The organism is Pseudomonas imrae (assembly GCF_046352735.2).
Classification (GTDB): Bacteria; Pseudomonadota; Gammaproteobacteria; order Pseudomonadales; family Pseudomonadaceae; genus Aquipseudomonas; species Aquipseudomonas imrae.
Genome location: NZ_CP110853.2, coordinates 100,911 through 117,285 on the forward strand (window position 1 = coordinate 100,911; position 16,375 = coordinate 117,285).

A 16,375-nucleotide genomic window follows, 5' to 3' on the forward strand; every position below is an offset into this window, starting at 1 on the left:
TCATACCTCGTTGAGCTGTTGAGCGGCATCCAGTGCCGCACGGCCCCGTGGGCCATGAAAGTATTCGTGAATCCAGGTGTCGTCCGTTTCCGAGACCACATCGATGGCATCCGCCACCAATACCTTTTTCTGCGCCAACACGGCTACGCGATCGGTGATGGTGTAGAGCGTATCCAGGTCATGAGTGACCAGGAACACGCTCAAGCCCAAGGCATCACGCAGGGTCAGGATCAACTGATCGAATGCTGCAGCGCCAATCGGGTCAAGGCCGGCGGTGGGCTCATCGAGAAACAGGATGTCCGGGTCCAGCGCCAGGGCTCTGGCCAGGGCGGCCCGCTTGATCATTCCGCCAGACAGCGAGGATGGGTATTTGTCGGCGGCCGACAAAGGCAGCCCGGCCAGCGCCAGTTTTACTGCCGCCAGGTGTTCGGCATCGGCGCGGCTGAGGCCGGCGTGTTCAATCAGTGGCAGGGCGACGTTTTCTGTCACCGTCAGCGAGGAAAACAGAGCGCCCTTCTGGAACAGCACGCCGAAGCGGCGCTCCACCAGGGAACGTTCGTGTTCCGGCAGGCTGGGCAGGTTCTGGCCAAACACCTTTACCTGCCCTTCGCTGGGCTGGCGCAGGCCAATGATGCTACGCAACAGCACCGATTTGCCGCTGCCCGAGCCACCCACCACGGCGAGGATCTCGCCCTTGTACAACTCCAGGTCGAGATTTTCATGCACGCTCTGGGGGCCGAAACGGTTGCACAGCCCACGTACTTCAATGACCGCCTCGGTGGGCGTTCGCTGTACACGATTCACCAGCCCATCTCCATGAAGAACAGCGCGGCCACCGCGTCGAGCACGATCACCACAAAAATCGATTGCACCACGCTTGAGGTGGTGTGGGCGCCGACGGACTCTGCGCTGCCGCTGACCTTGAAGCCTTCCAGGCAACCGATGGCGGCGATCAGAAAGGCAAAGATCGGTGCTTTTATCATTCCCACCAGGAAGTGCTGAACGCCAATATCCGATTGCAGCAGCGAGAGGAACATGGCCGGTGAGATATCCAGTGCCACCGCACACACCACGCCGCCGCCGACAATCCCCGAGAGCATCGCTAAAAACGTCAGCATCGGCAGCGCCACCAACAATGCCAGTACCCTGGGCAGCACCAGCAACTCCATGGGGTCGAGGCCGAGGGTGCGGATGGCGTCGATTTCTTCATTGGCCTTCATCGAGCCGATCTGCGCGGTGAAGGCACTGGCAGTGCGCCCAGCCATCAGGATTGCGGTGAGCAATACGCCAAACTCGCGTAGGAAGGAAAACGCCACCAGGTCCACGGTGAAAATACTCGCACCAAAACTTTGCAGCACGGTGGCGCCTAGAAAAGCCACCACCGCGCCAACCAGGAACGTCAGCAAGGCGACGATAGGCGCCGCGTCGAGCCCGGTCTGCTCGATGTGCGCAACCATTGGCGTCAGGCGCCAGCGCTTGGGGCGAAACAGACCGCGTGCAAAGGTTTCGAGGATCAGACCGATAAAGCCCAGCAGCTTCAAGGCGTCTTGCCAGACGGTATCCACCGCGCAACCAATGCGCGCCAGCAGTTGAACGCCCGCACTCACTTGCGGTTCTTTGACCGGCACACAAAAATCATTCAGGGCGCGATAAACCGTTTTGAGCAGGGCGCGATCAGCCTCCGACAGGCTGCAATCGGGCTGTTCGGCAGAGTTTTCGATACGGCTGGGGCCCAGTAACTCAACCAGTAGAGAGGCACCGGCCGTGTCGAGGGCGCCCAGGCCGTTCAAGTCGACGCGGGTACTGGCGTCGTACTGGCCGCCGAGCTTTTCCGATAGCTTTTTCAGATCGGTGTAGTGGAGCAGCGTCCAGTCCCCTGTCACCTTGAGTTGGGGCGGGTTGATGGACGCGTCCAGATAGGCGCTGCCTGCCGTAGTGCTACTGGTCATAAGCTCCGAGCTTGTTTGGCTATTCCACGAATCCTACGTAATAGCATGATCCTGCTTACTTTGGCGTGTACGTTTGCGCTGTGTCAGTGACTTTGAAGCGCAACACGCCGATCACTTGCCCGTCCTCGGTCAATACGCGCACTTGCCAACGTCCCACCGCATCTGGCGGGAAGTTCTTCTTATGGGTCCAGGCCCGGTAGCCTTCCTTGCGACCGCCGTGGATATCCAGGGCAATGCGGTCGACTTCCTTACCGTTGAACTTCCAGACATGGTAAATGCGCTCGTCGAGCCCGCGTGGCGCATTGATTGCGGTGTAGGCATACAATCCGCTGCTGCGTAGCTGGCTGGCACTGACTTCCTTGAGGTCATCGCCTGGGGTGCGATCCTGCAATTGGGTACTGATGGCTACCTCGGTCATCCACAGCGTGGCCGGTGGTACCCAACTGCGCAGGAACCAGCCCGCGCAACCAATGGCGGCGGTGACGCCCAGTAACATCAGCCAACCGCGTAGGCTGCGCAGTGGCAGGCTTACCGCCAGGCTTGGAATCGACAAGAGCATGGCCACGCCCAGCGCCAATTTGTAACTTTCGGCGGTGGTCAGGTGCAGGATAATCGGCAACGCCGTAAGCAATGCGGCAAACAGCGTCAGGGTGTGCAGCGCCAAAAACAACGAGCGCTTGGGCGCCAGCCATTTGTAGTACAGCGGGTCGATGATCGATATCAGCGCAGCGGCACCCAGCAGCCCAGTGAAAATCGACTGGCTGCTGTTCCAGGTCGTGGTGATGAAAAAGAACGGCAGGACAAAAAACAGGCTTTCCTGGTGAATCATCTGCGTGGCATAGCGCAGCAGCGGCTCGGGGATTTCGCGCTTGAATATCTTGCTGAACAACTGGGTGAAGCTGTTTTCCAGCATCAGCCACAGCCAGCTCACCAGCATGATGATGGCGATCCAACTGGCCATGCCCTGTTGGCGATCGACCAGGATGAAGCTGCCCACACCCGAGATAAAACCGCCGAGTGCAATCACCCCTGGGTAGCGCTTCATCAGTTCGAGGATGCGCTGTATGAAATGGGTCAGGTTTGGCATTCGGCGGTTCACAGTCTTTATAGGAAAAATCCCAGACAGAATAACGCCTTGGCCGTTTCATTGGCGTGTCATTACGCAATTGCTTTGCGATAACGCCGCACGCCAAACACGCCAATGGCTATCAACCCCAACACACCAGCGGCGATCCAGCTCAGTGCTTCATAGCTCAACAGCGGCTTCTCGATGCGCCAGTAGCCGGGCTGCTTGAAGAGTTGGCGCATGGCCTGGTTGGCCTGTTCCAGGCTGACAGCCTTGACGCGCTTGGCCGGGTCACTGAAGCGACCATCGTGGTAATCGCCGGCGGCACCCCAATAGTAATCCGCCAGGCCGCTGTTGCCCTGCGTGGCCCAGGCCTGGCGGGCGATGGCGGCCTGTTGTAGGCGGTTGAAGATGGCCGGGTCCAGGCCATTCTTGAGTAGGCGGGCCTTGAGGGCTTCCAGTGCGCGCTCGGCCGCGGGCAGGTTGTTGCGTTCAAGGTCAGCGTTGAGGCTCATGAAACCGACACCGCCGAAGACTTCCCGCGTACTCCCGGGACCGTAGGACAGGCCGTGCTGCAAACGAAGTTGGCGATACAGTGCCCAATCCAGATAGTCCTTGAGCAGGTCGTAGGTTGCGTCGTGCTGATCATCCAGTACCGGCTCGGGGAGCAGCCAGTGCAGTTTGGCACCATCACCGAGCCAGCCACGGACCAGGTTGCGGCGGGTTGCAGCGGCGTGCTGGATTTGCGCCAGCATGCGATGTTCGCTGGGCTCGACCGGCTCAAGCTGGCCATAGGTACGCTCCAGATAGGCGGGCAGCAACTTGTCGAGATCGCCGACGATGATCAGGGTCATGTTGTTCGGGGCGTACCAGTCCTGGCGCACTTTTTCCAGTTGGGCGCGCGTCAGATGGCCGACATCGGCTCGCTCGGCACACGTGAGGCCCAATTCCACGGCCAATTGATTGCTGGCGTTGTGGCCCATGTCCTGACGATCCAGCAAACGTTGCAAGTGCGAATAATGGCCGCCGTCCTCGCGTTCGACTACCTGTTTGGCGGCGCTGATGGCGGCATCGCTCAATTCAGTGCGGGTGAGGATCGCCAGCAACAGGTCCAGTACCTTGCGCTGATTGCGGGCCGGGGTTTCGATGACGAAGGTCGTGTCGGCGTTGCTGGTGTAGGCATTCCACTCGCCGCCCAAGGCTTGCATCTGTTCTTCCAGCTCACCTTCGCCGCCGCCGTCAATCCCGCTGAAGAGCAAGTGTTCCAGCAAGTGAGGCAGCTCCTTGTTCTCACAACTGAAGTCGTCCAGCCCAACGCCGACCACCAGGCGGATGGCGACGTGACCGCGGTCTACGCCCGGCTTGAGCAGCAGTTGCAGGCCGTTGGGCAACATATAACCTTCAACTTGCAAGCGATCGAAGGCAAAGACGTGTGCCGAGCCCAAGAGTAGGCAGGCGAATAACAGGCGACGCATAACTGGCTTCCTGGCAAGTGAGGTCGATTGTTAACTGACTTCGCGCGCTGCTGTACGTTCAGGGCGAATGGGTGATGTCGGTGATATTGTCCGCTGCCAGCGCCCCGGTTTCGGAAGTTTCCAGCACTACATACGCGCTGCTGCAGAACATCGAGTTCAGGCGTTTCATGTCTGCAATCAGTTCCAGGTGCAGCGAGCTGGTCTCCAGGCTTTGCACGATCTTGCGTTGCAGACGGCTGACGTGAGCGTGGGCCAGGCGTCTTTCCTGGGCGCGGAAACGACGTTTCTCACGCAGCAATTGCCGGGCACATTCCGGGTCGGCGCTGAGAAATACCGTCAGGCCCAGGCGCAGGTTGGCGATCAGTTGGCTGTGCAAGCCGGCCAGCTCTTCCAGGCCCACTTCGGAAAACGAGCGGCGCTGGGAGGTTTTCTGCTGCTGGACCTTGCGCAACATACGCTCGATCAAGTCGCCGGCCAGTTTCAGGTTGATCGACAACTCGATGATCTCGGCCCAGCGCCGACTGTCTTGCTCGCTGAGGTCTTCGCGAGGCATTTGCGCCAAGTAGAGCTTGATCGCGCTGTAAAGGGCTTCGACATCATCGCTGAGGCTGCGCATTTCCTGGGTGATGGCGGTTTGTTTGCCTCGCAGCACATCCAGCGCCGAGGTCAGCATGGTGTCGACCAAATCTCCCAGGCGCAGGGTTTCCCGGACGGCGTTGGCCAGGGCCAGGCTGGGGGTGGTCAGCGCTGTCGCGTCGAGGTGACGAGGTTTGGCCAGGCCATTGGCTTCAGGCCGCTCCGGCAGTAGCCAGGCACACAGGCGCGCCATGGGCGCGATGGTGGGCAGCAGGATCAGGCAACGGATAACGTTGTAGAGCAGGTGAAAGCTGATGACCATGCCTTGGGCGCTGTAGTCCAGGGTGTCCAGCCACAACACCAGCGGATCAAGGACCGGAATGATCAACAGCAAACCGATCAGCTTGTAAAGCAAGCTGCCCAAGGCAACCTGGCGCCCGGCGGCGTTTTGCATATTGGTGCTGAGGAACGCCAGCACACCGCTGCCGATGTTGGCGCCAATCACCAGGCCGATGGCCACGTGCAGGCCAATCACACCTGCGCCCGCCAAGGTTGCGGTCAGCAGGACGGCGGCCAGGCTGGAGTAGGAAATCATCGCGAACAAAGCGCCGATCAAGGCATCCAGCAGAATGTCGCCGGTCAATGAGGCGAACAGGACTTTGACACCTTGGGCATGGGTGATTGGTCCCGCCGCTTCGACGATCAATTGCAGCGCAAGAATGATCAAGCCCAGGCCGATGCCGACCCGACCCATCTGTCCGGCGCGCGTTTGCTTGCGGGACAGAAAGAAGATCACACCAAGAAAAATCAGCAGTGGTGACAGCCAGGACAGGTCAAGGGTCAGCACTCGCGCCATCAGCGCCGTACCGACGTCCGCGCCGAGCATGGTTGCCAGTGCGGGCGTCAGTCCCATCAGGCCTTGGCCGACAAACGAAGTCACCAGCATGGCCGTGGCATTGCTGCTCTGCACCATGGCGGTGACCAGGATCCCGGCAATGAACGCCAGCCAGCGCTTGGCCATGTTCTGCCCGATGACCTGGCGCAAGTTGGAGCCGTAGACCCGCAAGATACCGGTGCGGACGATGTGCGTGCCCCAGATCAACAAGGTCACGGCGGAAAGCAGATTGAGCAGGGTCAGCATGTTCGGCCCCCCTGTATTGATGTGCTCCACTGGAGCAACGGAAAGTTACTGCGTGCCGCTCTACGTCTTGTACTTAAGCTGTAGTTGGCGAATGGGCTTTGCGCCAGCATCGCATAGCTGAAGTCGGCCTTGAAACAAAAGTGTCATGAAGCCGGCTATTTGCATACGCCAAAAACGACTGTAGGAGCTAGGGGGGCACCTTGTCCCCCTAGCTCCTACAGGTATTGCGGGTTTACTGGCCTGGAATGTCCTTGCGCAGTTTCACCGGATCCTGCTGCTTACGCTTTTTCGCGATAGCGGTGCGCATCTTGATGTTGATGGCCTCAACCGCCAGTGAGAACGCCATGGCGAAGTAGACGTAGCCTTTTGGCACGTGTACGTCGAAAGATTCGGCGATCAGCACGGTACCCACTACCAGCAGGAATGACAGTGCCAGCATTTTCAGCGACGGGTGCTTGTCGATGAACTCGCTGATAGTGCCCGCGGCCAGCATCATCACCAGCACGGCGACGACGATTGCGGCAACCATGACCGGTACGTGGGAAACCATACCCACGGCAGTGATCACCGAGTCCAGGGAGAACACGATGTCGATGATCGCGATCTGAATGATGGTGTAGATGAATTTTCCACCCTTGCCTGTCGGCTCATTGTGGGTTTCGTCTTCACCTTCCAGGGCGTGGTACATCTCCTGGGAGCTTTTCCATAGCAGGAACAAACCACCGAAGAACAGGATCAGGTCACGTCCGGAAATGCCTTGGCCGGCGACGGTGAACAAGTCAGCAGTCAGTTGCATGACCCAAGTGATCGACAGCAGCAACAGGATCCGCGTGATCATGGCCAGGGCCAGGCCGAAGATCCGGGTGCGCGCCTGCATATGCTTGGGCATGCGGCTGACCAGGATCGAAATCATGATGATGTTATCGATGCCCAGGACGATCTCAAGAGCCGTCAGGGTTAAGAAGGCAATCCAGATTTCCGGATTGGTCAGCCATTCCATGTGTATTCCTTTGCGCGAGTGTTAGACCGCGCCGGCAGTAAGACCGGCGCAGTGAGTTGTTACGATTATAGAGTGCTGAACAGCGGAAAGGTCCCCAGCAGCAATGCGGCGACCATTATGCACAGGCACACTAATACTGCCCACTTAAGGGTGAAGCGCTGGTGGTCGCCAAAATCGATCCCGGCCAATGCTACCAACAGGTATGTCGAAGGAACCAGTGGGCTGAGCAAGTGGACCGGTTGACCGACAATCGAGGCGCGGGCCATTTCCACAGCGGAGATGCCGTAGTGGCTGGCGGCTTCGGCGAGCACCGGCATTACGCCATAGTAGAACGCATCGTTGGACATGAAGAAGGTGAACGGCATGCTTACCAGTGCAGTGATCACCGCCAGATAAGGGCCCAGGGCTTCGGGGATTACCGCCAGAAGGCTCTTGGACATGGCGTCGACCATGCCGGTGCCCGACAGAATGCCGGTGAAGATGCCGGCGGCGAAGATCAGTCCAACCACTGCCAGTACGCTGCCAGCGTGGGCGGCGACGCGGTCCTTCTGTTGTTGCAGGCACGGGTAGTTGACGATCATCGCGATACTGAAGGCCACCATGAACAGCACCGGCAGCGGTAGCAGGCCGGCAATCAGGGTGCACATCAAGACAAAGGTCAGGCCCCCGTTGAACCAGATCAGTTTCGGGCGGCGAGCGTCCGGGTACTGCGAGACGCTGATCTCGCTATGGTCGATTTCATCACCTTGCAGATGCAACTCGCCAAGACGTGCGCGTTCGCGCAGGCCATACATGTATGCAATCACCAGGATCGCGACTACACCGGCGGCCATTGCCGGGATCATTGGCACGAAGATGTCCGATGCGTCCACGTGCAGCGCACTGGCCGCACGCGCAGTCGGGCCACCCCAGGGGGTCATGTTCATCACGCCTCCGGCGAGGATGATCAGGCCGGCCATGATCCGTGGGCTCATGCCAATGCGCTTGTACAGCGGCAGCATGGCGGCCACGCAGATCATGTAGGTGGTGGCACCGTCACCGTCCAGCGACACCACCAGGGCCAGCACCGCAGTGCCGACCGAGACTTTCAGCGGGTCACCCTTGACCAGCTTGAGGATCTTGCGCACGGCCGGGTCGAACAGGCCGGAGTCGATCATCAGGGCGAAGTAGAGAATGGCAAACATCAACATCACGCCGGTTGGTGCCAGCTTGGTGATGCCTTCGAGCATCATTGGGCCGATCTTCGGGGCAAAGCCGCCGAACAGCGCGAACACGATTGGGATAATGATCAGGGCGATCAGCGCGGACAGGCGCTTGGTCATGATCAGGAACATGAACGTGATGACCATGGCAAAGCCAAGGAAAGTCAGCATAGGAATACTCCAGGCGTAGCGTGGCTAGGTAATGGCGAACCGAATGAGGTCAGCGCAGATCGAAAGACACGAGGCGTACGGGGGGAGTCGGGACAGACAGGCGGGTACGAGCGGACATCAGAATCACCATTGTTGTTGTTAATAGGGCCGCTGGGCGTTGAAACGCTCAGGTTGGCCAACCGGTCTCTTGCCGGCAGTGACGGCGATCCTAGTCGCGCAAGCTTTCAGCCAGCTTTCGCTTGGTAAACAGGTGATGAACAGATGTTTCGTGGGATTGGTCTGTTTTTGATGTCTGAACAAGCGTCGAGGCGTTGATTCAGTGTTGACTCTAAGTGTGTTATCGCGGGCAAGCCCCCTCCCATAGTTGAGCGCATTTCAACTGTGGGGGCCGGGCTTGGCCGCGATGCTTTTGATCTTAAGGCAGCTGCAGCCCGCCGGCCGCCTTGTGCAAGGCGCGCAGGTGTTCGCCGACCTGCTTGAGATTGGCTTCGCAGGCGGCAATCTCCGCAGCCCGCGAAGGCTCCAGCAGCGCCCTCACCTCTTTATCCAGGTCGCCGGTCAACGATTGCAGCTGTTTCTGGCGTGAGGCGCTTTCCGACTCCAGCCGCTGCCATTCCTTTGGCTGCGGCAGACCATACCCGCTGTTGCCGAGCAGTTCCGCCGGCCGACTGAGGAAGCCGCTGTTGGCGAGGATTTGCTGCAAGGTCGCGTTAGCCTTGTCCATGCCGCCGTTCTTCAGCTCGCGAGCGCCAAGGTAGCGTTGCTTGACCTCGTCCTGGGCGAGCATCAGTTGTTTGCGCAAGCTGGCCTGCTCCAGAAGCAGTAGTGCAGCACTGGTGCGCAGGTCCGCCTGGTCGAACCACTCGCGGCGTTGTTCGGCGCTCAAGGCCAGCCAGTCTTCGACCTGGGTCTGCTTGATTGGCAGATGTTTGCGCAGCACCTCGAACATCGCCTGGTAGCGCTCGCGGAAGGAGTCGAAATGATAGCCCAGGCGCAAGGCTTCGCGGCGGTCGTCCAGCACGCTGGTGTCGGCCAGGCCACGGGCCGCGAGGACTTCCAGCAAACCGTTGGGGGTAATGTTGTCCAGCGCGGTCAAGCGTGGGTTTGCGCTACCGCTGCGCAACAGTTTCAGGCCTTCGACCGCGCAGTTGTTGGAAAGGAAGTAGTAGTTGCCGTCATAGCTCCAATGCATCTCGGCGGCATGCTCGACCGTGTTGTTGATCTCTTGGCGCGTGAGGATCAGGGGTACAGATGCCAGGCCGCGTAGCTCGGTCTTGGTGTATTCGTCGATCACTTGGGCCAGGGGCAATACGAACAGCCGTGATGGGTATTTGCCCACCAGCCCGTCCCAACTCGATAGCTGTACGTCACCGACGAAGGCGCGGTAGGAGAGTACCAGGTGCTGATCCAGATCCAGACGGCAGTCCGGGCCACGTGGCCGGCCCGGCGCACAAATCACCAGGCGCAACATGCTATGGCCCCAGCGGCTCACCAGGTTCTGGTTGGCTTCGGCCAGCAGGTAATCGATGGCGTAAACACGTTCGGGGTCGACTTGGCCCAGTGGCGTCTTGGCAAAATCGTTACCGGCATTGAGGAATGCGTATGTCTTGGCGCATGTGTCCGCAGCTGGTGGCGCCCAGCCGAAGTGTTCCTTGTAATACCGATATAAAGCGGGTCGCCGGCAGGCGTAGCTCGGGTCCAGGAGAAAGTACTCCATGTTGACCGCGACGAACTCCTTGGGGTTGGTGATTTCATAGAGGTCGGGGCTGCGGGCGACTTGCCGGTTGTGTTGCTCACGCTCACCGCGGCGGCCTACGTACTGCGGCCAGCCGGCCAGGTCCAGCAAGCGTGGATCATCGCTGAGGGTAAAGCGTCGGTCATTTTGTCCACGGCATTGATCGGGCAGGCCGATCAGGCCGGTGATGTTGTTTTGGCGGCTGCATCGGTTGATCAATGAGCGCTCGGCACTGGGCCAGCGGCGTGCACGATCATAGATGTGGGTCAGCTCATGCAGCACCGTGGCGAGCATTTCGCGGCGCACTGTGCCGTGTGGGCGGTGCGTCTGCTGGGTGGCGGCTGTGCCGTCGGTAAGGCTGGCCAGCAATTTGCGATTGAGGTCCAGCTCGGACACCAACGAGGCCTGGCCGTAGGCGTTGCCGGGCATATCGCTGGTCCAGCCTACGTCGATGCGACGGTCCAGTTGCTGGATGAAACGTGGCGGCAAGGCCTGCATGGCTTCATCCAGCAATGCCTGGCTGGCCTGCTGCTCGGCTGGGCTCAGGCCGTCGGTCTTGAGCCTGAGCTGCAGATCGGCCTGAACCGCGCCGCCAAAGAGCAGCGCGGTGGTGACCAGTAGCCAGGCGGCGACGCGCCTCACAATGCGAGGATGGCTTCGGCGAGTACCTGATCGCTGGCGTCGCGGGCTTCCGGTACGCGGGTGCGCAGGGTGTCGAAGGCGGCTTCCAGTCGGGCGCCGCGAATCGTGCCGTCGGTGGCGACGAAGCTGGCGGCGTCATCATGGGCTTCGCGCACGACTTTGGAATCCCGGATGGACGTGGTGGTGTCCGAGGTGAAATCAATGGTGCGGCCAAAGGCGCGGACAATGATGTTACTGGTGGCCACCAGAGTTTGGGCCTGGGCAACATCAGCCAACAATACCAGGCCGAGGGCGGCGGCGATCAGCGGGCTACGCATGGAATGACTCCGAAAAACAAAGATGGTTATTGGACGAGAATTGCTTCGGCCAGTTCAAGGTCGCTGGACTTAAGTTTTGGCTGGCTGGCGCGTAAGTAGCTCAATGCCGACTCCAGGCGTGCGCCACGCCATTGGCCCTCCGTGGCGATGAACGCGGCAGCGTCATCCTGGGCCGCCAGTATCCGTTTATGGTCGAACGGAGCGGAGGTGATTTTACTGGTGGCATAAGCGCTGACAACTACGCCCTGTGTCGACACGTCAAAGGCTTGTGTCGAACCGGACCAGCACACTGCAAACAATGCGGGAGCAATCAAGAAACGGTATGAAAAAACCATGGGACTCGACAATTGAAAACGAGCGCCAAGGCTAGCGCAATGACCGTGCGAGAGCCAGCGCCGAGGAATTGGGAGCGGCTGGCGCTCCCCAAATCCTGGTGTGCGATCAGATAGCCAGAATTGCCTGGGCCAACTGAGCGTCGGTGGCGGTGTTCAGTTGCGGAGCTTGCTGGCGGATTTGCGCAAGGGCGCTTTCCAGTTTCACACCGCGAATGGCTCCTTGGCTGGCGACGAAGCTGGCGGCGTCGTCGCGAGCGGCACGCACCACTTTGTTGTCGCGCAGGGAGGAAGTGGCATCGGATGTGGCGTCAGACGTGGCTTTCAGCGCGCCGACGATCGAATCGGTGGTCATGATGAAGCTCGAGGCGCTGGCGTTGGCAGCCAGGGTCAACAGGGCAACAGCGCTTAGCAGGCGTAGACGAGGCATGGGGTGACTCCTGAGGATAAACGAAGAAGGTGGCGCAGAGCCGCCGCAGTACAGACGTGCGTTCTACAGGATTTGCCATGTAGTGACAGAATATTAGCTGGCGCTTGAGTGTTCGGGTAGCCCGCGAGGGAAGTTGCTTCTCAAAGCCAGTTTGAACGTTGAGCATCAAGCAGGCGTAACTGTACCTGTTGTTTTTGGTGATCTAAAAACTGTACCGCTTTTTTGCATGCTCAGGATGACGCTATAACTTTATGAGGCCCGAATACAACAAAACCCGCTCCCGGTTTCCCGGGGCGGGTCTTGTTACAACAATTCGGGGTGCTGGCGGTGGACCCGGCGGGTCAGGGCCAGCGAGCGCTAAATCAGCGCCAGAACGGCTTGCTCAGCTCTTCGTAGCGTTGAGCTTCGCTAATCCCGGCGTCAGCCAGCAGGCGCGAGTCCAGACGAGCCAGTTGATGGCGGCTGGAGATACGGCGCTGCCACAACATCAGGTTGGCGAGAACGCGCAAAGGCATGGAAGCCTGGGTGTTTACAGCTTTTTCTTCGAAGAACAGTTCGGAACTGAGTGTACGTTCCATGATGACATCCTTCCGCTTGTGGCGGGATTAGGTAGTGGTTTAACTGATGCCAATGATCCTCTTCCGGCGCAAGACTCTCTAGATACAGTTCACCTGTATTGTGAGGGGCCAGTTAACTGTTTATAGCAGCTGTACTGTACGAAAACAGAGCAACTGTACCTATAAGCACTTAAATGGTGCATTTGAGGTGTTTTTAAGGGGGGGTGTAGGGGTTTTCGGTAGGAAATGACCGGTACAGCAGTACAATTTTTGTCGGTTTTGATTTAGTGCTGCCCAGACTGATCAAACTGTATTTGTATCAGCCTGGGTTCCACATTGATTACGCCTTGAGCATATGCCCGGTTTCTTCCAGATTGATATGCCAGCTCAGGGCTTCGCGCAGGATGTGCGGAGTGTGGCCGCCTATTGCGCAGGCTGCCGTGAAGTAGTTATTCAGTGCGTCGCGATAGTCAGGGTGTACGCAGTTATCGATAATCACGCGTGCCCGCTCCCGTGGTGCCAATCCGCGCAGGTCTGCCAGGCCGACTTCGGTCACCAGGATGTCGACGTCATGTTCAGTGTGGTCGACATGGCTGACCATCGGCACCACGCTGGAAATCGCCCCGCCCTTGGCAATCGACTTGGTGACAAAGATCGCCAGGTGCGCGTTACGGGCGAAGTCCCCCGAACCACCAATGCCGTTCATCATCCGTGTGCCGCAGATATGAGTGGAGTTGACGTTACCGTAGATGTCGAATTCCAGCGCGGTGTTGATGCCGATGATTCCCAGGCGTCGCACTACTTCGGGATGGTTGGATATTTCCTGTGGGCGCAGCACCAGTTTGTCTTTGTAGCGCTCCAGATTGCCAAACACGTCGGCATTGCGTCGTTCCGACAAGGTGATGGAGCTACCCGAGGCGAAGCTCAGCTTGCCCGCGTCGATCAGATCGAACGTGGAGTCCTGAAGCACTTCGGAATACATGCTCAGGTCTTCGAAAGGCGACTCGATCAAGCCGCACATCACCGCGTTGGCAATATTGCCGATGCCGGCCTGCAACGGCCCGAGTTTATTGGTCATGCGGCCCGCGTCGACTTCCTGCTTGAGGAAGTTGATCAGGTGATTGGCGATCCATTGGGTGTCGCTGTCAGGCGGGGTAACGGTGGATGCGGAGTCGGCCTGGTTGGTAATGACGATGGCGACGATCTTCTCTGGCGGGATCGGGATTGCAGTGCTGCCAATACGATCGTCGACCTTGACCAGCGGGATCGGCGTGCGCGTTGGTCGGTAGGTCGGGATATAGATGTCGTGCAGACCTTCCAGGTTCGGGTTGTGCGCCAGGTTGATCTCAATGATCACCTGCTTGGCGAAAATGGCGAAGCTGGCCGAGTTGCCCACGGAGGTGGTCGGTACGATATGACCTTGCTCGGTGATGGCCACGGCTTCGATGACGGCAATGTCCGGCAGCTTGAGCTGATTATTGCGTAGTTGCTCGACGGTTTCCGACAGGTGTTGATCGATGAACATGACTTCGCCGGCGTTGATGGCCTTGCGCAAAGTGCTGTCGACTTGAAATGGCATGCGCCTTGACAGGACGCCGGCTTCGGTGAGTTGCTTGTCCAGGTCGTTGCCCAGGCTGGCGCCAGTCATCAAGGTGATTTTCAGCGGAGAGGTCTTGGCGCGTTCGGCCAGGGCATGGGGCACAGCCTTGGCTTCACCGGCGCGGGTAAAGCCGCTCATGCCGACGGTCATGCCGTCCTCGATCAGGGCGGCGGCATCGGCGGCGCTCATGACCTTGTTCAACAGCGAAGGCAAGCGGATACGATCACGGTACATGGATTGTTATCTCGGGCAACGGAGGCAAGGTGGGCAGTCTAGTGATTTCAAAAGGTTTCGTCCCGCTACCATGGTCGAATGCCAGGCCGCGATTTAGAGCCTTTGGTCGGGTTTTTCCCGATAATAAAAAACCCCAGCCTACTAAAGGCCGGGGTTTTGGGTATTGCGCTGGAGCAGTGTTTATTCGACAGCCTTGACCATATCTTCGATGACTTTCTTGGCGTCCCCGAAGACCATCATGGTTTTGTCCAGATAGAACAGTTCGTTGTCCAGGCCTGCATAGCCGCTGGCCATGGAGCGCTTGTTGACGATGATGGTCTTGGCCTTGAAGGCTTCGAGAATCGGCATCCCGGCAATCGGTGACTTCGGATCGTTCTTGGCGGCCGGGTTGACTACGTCGTTCGCCCCCAGCACCAGCACCACATCGGCCTGGCCGAACTCGGAGTTGATATCCTCCATCTCGAACACTTGGTCGTAAGGCACTTCTGCCTCGGCCAGGAGCACGTTCATGTGGCCAGGCATACGACCGGCCACCGGGTGAATCGCGTACTTTACGGTCACGCCGCGATGGGTCAGCTTTTCGGTCAGCTCTTTAAGTGCGTGCTGGGCCCGCGCTACCGCCAGGCCGTAGCCAGGGACGATGATGACCGTGTCGGCGTTGGTCAGCAGGAAGGTGGCGTCATCGGCTGAACCGGATTTCACCGGGCGAGCTTCTTTCGAGCCTGCCGGGCCGGCAGCATCTGCAGTGTTGCCGAAACCGCCGAGCAATACATTAAAGAAGGAGCGGTTCATCGCCTTGCACATGATGTACGAGAGGATCGCGCCGCTTGAGCCCACCAAGGAGCCGGCGATGATCAGCATCGAGTTGTTCAGCGAGAAGCCGATACCTGCCGCGGCCCAGCCGGAGTAGCTATTGAGCATCGAGACGACCACGGGCATATCGGCGCCGCCAATCGGGATGATGATCAGCACGCCCAGCACGAAGGCCAGTGCGAGCATCAGGGCGAAGGCGCTGAGGTTGCCGGTGAACATGAACACCAGGCCCAGGCCCAGCGTGGCGAGGCCCAGTACAAGGTTCAGCTTGTGCTGCCCGCCGAACTGTACCGGTGCGCCCTGGAACAGGCGGAACTTGTACTTGCCCGACAATTTGCCGAAGGCGATCACCGACCCGGAGAAGGTGATGGCGCCAATGGCTGCACCCAGGAATAGCTCCAGGCGGTTGCCCGCGGGAATCGGATCTCCCAGCAGTTTGACGATGCCCAGCGATTGCGGCTCGACCACAGCCGCGATGGCGATAAACACCGCAGCCAGACCGATCATGCTGTGCATGAAGGCCACCAGTTCAGGCATCTTGGTCATTTCTACACGTTTGGCCATGATCGAGCCGGCGGTGCCGCCGATCAGCAGGCCAACGATCACATAGCCGATGCCGGCAGTGGCGAGCTCCGCGCCCAGCTTATAGATCAGGCCCACGGTGGTGAGTACCGCCAATGCCATGCCGAGCATGCCGAACAAATTGCCGCGCCGGGATGTGGTCGGGTGCGACAGGCCTTTGAGGGCCTGGATGAAGCAGATCGACGCGATCAGGTAGAGCGTCGTGACAAGGTTCATGCTCATTACTTGGGCGCCTCTTCTTTCACGGCTTTCGGGGCTTTTTTCTTGAACATCTCAAGCATGCGTCGAGTCACCAGGAAGCCGCCGAACACATTGACCGCCGCCAGGGCCACGGCCAGCGTGCCCATGGTCTTGCCCAATGGAGTGACGGTCAGCGCGGCTGCGAGCATGGCGCCGACGATGACAATCGCCGAGATTGCGTTGGTTACCGCCATCAGCGGGGTATGCAGCGCGGGGGTGACGTTCCAGACCACGTGGTAACCGACATAAATCGCCAGCACGAAGATGATCAGGTTGTAGATACCGGGGGAGATAAGCTCTTCCATCGTCTGAA

General features: G+C 59.2%; 15 protein-coding genes. All 15 read right to left on the reverse strand.

Annotated elements, in window-relative coordinates; all coding sequences use genetic code 11:
* A complete protein-coding gene (locus OQ460_RS00485; RefSeq protein WP_410019999.1) occupies positions 1-804 on the reverse strand; it encodes an ABC transporter ATP-binding protein in 804 nt (267 codons plus the stop codon).
* Positions 801-1,949 carry an MlaE family ABC transporter permease gene (locus tag OQ460_RS00490; RefSeq protein ID WP_410020000.1) on the reverse strand — a complete coding sequence of 383 codons (1,149 nt, stop codon included), beginning with the start codon at positions 1,947-1,949 and terminating at the stop codon, positions 801-803. Before OQ460_RS00490 ends, OQ460_RS00485 begins: the two co-directional genes overlap by 4 nt.
* Positions 1,950-2,004: 55 nt before the next feature.
* Entirely contained in the window at positions 2,005-3,036 is a 1,032-nt protein-coding gene (locus OQ460_RS00495) for a DUF5924 family protein (RefSeq protein WP_410020001.1), read from the reverse strand.
* A gap of 71 nt (positions 3,037-3,107) precedes the next feature.
* Positions 3,108-4,490, reverse strand: a complete 1,383-nt coding sequence (locus OQ460_RS00500; protein ID WP_410020002.1) for a M16 family metallopeptidase — start codon at positions 4,488-4,490, stop codon at positions 3,108-3,110.
* A 58-nt stretch (positions 4,491-4,548) separates the two neighbouring features.
* Entirely contained in the window at positions 4,549-6,207 is a 1,659-nt protein-coding gene (locus OQ460_RS00505; RefSeq protein WP_410020003.1) for a Na/Pi cotransporter family protein, read from the reverse strand.
* Between the two features lie 232 nt (positions 6,208-6,439).
* On the reverse strand, positions 6,440-7,207 hold the full coding sequence (locus tag OQ460_RS00510; protein WP_410020004.1) for a TerC family protein: 768 nt from the start codon (positions 7,205-7,207) through the stop codon (positions 6,440-6,442).
* 65 nt (positions 7,208-7,272) lie between these two features.
* On the reverse strand, positions 7,273-8,580 hold the full coding sequence (locus OQ460_RS00515) for a CitMHS family transporter (RefSeq protein ID WP_410020005.1): 1,308 nt from the start codon (positions 8,578-8,580) through the stop codon (positions 7,273-7,275).
* Between the two features lie 415 nt (positions 8,581-8,995).
* Entirely contained in the window at positions 8,996-10,957 is a 1,962-nt protein-coding gene (locus OQ460_RS00520) for a DUF4105 domain-containing protein (protein WP_410020006.1), read from the reverse strand.
* Complete coding sequence (locus tag OQ460_RS00525) at positions 10,954-11,274, reverse strand: DUF2388 domain-containing protein (protein ID WP_410020007.1); 321 nt, start codon at positions 11,272-11,274, stop codon at positions 10,954-10,956. Before OQ460_RS00525 ends, OQ460_RS00520 begins: the two co-directional genes overlap by 4 nt.
* A gap of 26 nt (positions 11,275-11,300) precedes the next feature.
* Positions 11,301-11,609 carry a DUF2388 domain-containing protein gene (locus OQ460_RS00530; protein WP_410020008.1) on the reverse strand — a complete coding sequence of 103 codons (309 nt, stop codon included), beginning with the start codon at positions 11,607-11,609 and terminating at the stop codon, positions 11,301-11,303.
* 106 nt (positions 11,610-11,715) lie between these two features.
* Entirely contained in the window at positions 11,716-12,036 is a 321-nt protein-coding gene (locus OQ460_RS00535; protein ID WP_410020009.1) for a DUF2388 domain-containing protein, read from the reverse strand.
* A gap of 362 nt (positions 12,037-12,398) precedes the next feature.
* The gene (locus tag OQ460_RS00540; protein WP_032885015.1) at positions 12,399-12,614 is read right to left on the reverse strand and encodes a DUF1127 domain-containing protein; all 216 of its coding nucleotides are present in this window, start codon (positions 12,612-12,614) and stop codon (positions 12,399-12,401) included.
* 319 nt (positions 12,615-12,933) lie between these two features.
* On the reverse strand, positions 12,934-14,427 hold the full coding sequence (locus tag OQ460_RS00545; protein WP_410020010.1) for an acetyl-CoA hydrolase/transferase family protein: 1,494 nt from the start codon (positions 14,425-14,427) through the stop codon (positions 12,934-12,936).
* A 180-nt stretch (positions 14,428-14,607) separates the two neighbouring features.
* A complete protein-coding gene (locus OQ460_RS00550) occupies positions 14,608-16,044 on the reverse strand; it encodes an NAD(P)(+) transhydrogenase (Re/Si-specific) subunit beta (RefSeq protein WP_410020011.1) in 1,437 nt (478 codons plus the stop codon).
* Positions 16,044-16,367 (reverse strand): NAD(P) transhydrogenase subunit alpha, encoded by a 324-nt coding sequence (locus OQ460_RS00555; protein ID WP_003187010.1) that lies wholly within the window; start codon positions 16,365-16,367, stop codon positions 16,044-16,046. The genes OQ460_RS00550 and OQ460_RS00555 overlap by 1 nt, the downstream gene beginning before the upstream one ends.
* Positions 16,368-16,375: the final 8 nt, after the last annotated feature.

Coding starts and splice junctions, on each gene's coding strand:
- OQ460_RS00510 (WP_410020004.1), bottom strand. CDS start 7,207: ATGGAATGGCTGACCAATCCGGAAATCTGGATTGCCTTCTTAACCCTG.
- OQ460_RS00530 (WP_410020008.1), bottom strand. CDS start 11,609: ATGGTTTTTTCATACCGTTTCTTGATTGCTCCCGCATTGTTTGCAGTG.
- OQ460_RS00505 (WP_410020003.1), bottom strand. CDS start 6,207: ATGCTGACCCTGCTCAATCTGCTTTCCGCCGTGACCTTGTTGATCTGG.
- OQ460_RS00490 (WP_410020000.1), bottom strand. CDS start 1,949: ATGACCAGTAGCACTACGGCAGGCAGCGCCTATCTGGACGCGTCCATC.
- OQ460_RS00535 (WP_410020009.1), bottom strand. CDS start 12,036: ATGCCTCGTCTACGCCTGCTAAGCGCTGTTGCCCTGTTGACCCTGGCT.
- OQ460_RS00525 (WP_410020007.1), bottom strand. CDS start 11,274: ATGCGTAGCCCGCTGATCGCCGCCGCCCTCGGCCTGGTATTGTTGGCT.
- OQ460_RS00545 (WP_410020010.1), bottom strand. CDS start 14,427: ATGTACCGTGATCGTATCCGCTTGCCTTCGCTGTTGAACAAGGTCATG.
- OQ460_RS00495 (WP_410020001.1), bottom strand. CDS start 3,036: ATGCCAAACCTGACCCATTTCATACAGCGCATCCTCGAACTGATGAAG.
- OQ460_RS00540 (WP_032885015.1), bottom strand. CDS start 12,614: ATGGAACGTACACTCAGTTCCGAACTGTTCTTCGAAGAAAAAGCTGTA.
- OQ460_RS00515 (WP_410020005.1), bottom strand. CDS start 8,580: ATGCTGACTTTCCTTGGCTTTGCCATGGTCATCACGTTCATGTTCCTG.
- OQ460_RS00500 (WP_410020002.1), bottom strand. CDS start 4,490: ATGCGTCGCCTGTTATTCGCCTGCCTACTCTTGGGCTCGGCACACGTC.
- OQ460_RS00550 (WP_410020011.1), bottom strand. CDS start 16,044: ATGAGCATGAACCTTGTCACGACGCTCTACCTGATCGCGTCGATCTGC.
- OQ460_RS00555 (WP_003187010.1), bottom strand. CDS start 16,367: ATGGAAGAGCTTATCTCCCCCGGTATCTACAACCTGATCATCTTCGTG.